Genomic DNA, 1,179 nt, shown 5'->3' on the forward strand with positions numbered 1-1,179 from the left:
TATCAGCGATTAAGCGATAACTTTAGCAACAACACCAGCGCCTACAGTACGGCCGCCTTCACGGATTGCGAAACGCAGACCGTCATCCATCGCGATTGGGTGGATCAAGGTAACAACCATTTTGATGTTGTCCCCTGGCATTACCATTTCAACGCCTTCTGGCAGTTCGATGGTACCGGTCACGTCAGTTGTACGGAAGTAGAACTGTGGACGGTAGCCTTTGAAGAATGGAGTATGACGACCACCTTCATCTTTGCTCAGAATATAAACTTCTGATTCGAACTGGGTGTGTGGTTTGATTGAGCCTGGTTTAGCCAGAACTTGACCACGTTCGATATCTTCACGTTTGATACCGCGCAGCAGTACACCAACGTTCTCACCTGCACGACCTTCGTCAAGCAGTTTGCGGAACATTTCAACGCCAGTACAAGTTGATTTCACGGTATCTTTGATACCAACGATTTCAACTTCTTCGCCGACTTTAACGATACCGCGCTCTACACGACCGGTAACAACTGTACCACGACCGGAGATGGAGAATACGTCTTCGATTGGCAGCAGGAATGGCTTGTCAATTGCACGTTCTGGTTCTGGGATGTAAGAATCCAGGAAGCCAGCCAGTTCAATGATTTTTGCTTCGTAGTCTGCGTCGCCTTCCAGTGCTTTCAGCGCTGAACCACGAACAACCGGAGTGTCGTCGCCTGGGAAGTCGTACATAGACAGAAGTTCACGAACTTCCATTTCTACCAGTTCCAGCAGCTCTTCGTCATCAACCATGTCACATTTGTTCAGGAACACGATGATGTAAGGAACGCCAACCTGGCGACCCAGCAGGATGTGCTCACGCGTCTGAGGCATAGGGCCGTCAGTTGCAGCAACAACCAGGATCGCGCCGTCCATCTGAGCAGCACCGGTGATCATGTTTTTCACGTAGTCGGCGTGCCCTGGGCAGTCAACGTGCGCGTAGTGACGGCTTGGGGTGTCATATTCAACGTGTGAAGTGTTGATGGTGATACCACGAGCTTTTTCTTCTGGTGCGTTATCGATCTGGTCGAATGCGCGTGCAGAACCGCCGTAGGTTTTAGCCAGAACGGTAGTGATTGCTGCAGTCAGGGTAGTTTTACCGTGGTCAACGTGGCCGATAGTACCAACGTTAACGTGCGGTTTTGTACGTTCAAA

Annotated in this window: 1 protein-coding gene; it reads right to left on the reverse strand. The window is 50.4% G+C overall.

Annotation, left to right across the window (positions count from 1 at the left end; genetic code table 11):
* Positions 1 to 9: 9 nt before the first annotated feature.
* On the reverse strand, positions 10 to 1,179 hold a 1,170-nt coding region (gene tuf, locus ACLBVC_RS24720), incomplete at its 5' end, for an elongation factor Tu (protein WP_195826124.1).

Origin of the sequence: Rahnella selenatireducens (assembly GCF_046449555.1) — a bacterium.
Lineage (GTDB): Bacteria > Pseudomonadota > Gammaproteobacteria > Enterobacterales > Enterobacteriaceae > Rahnella > Rahnella selenatireducens.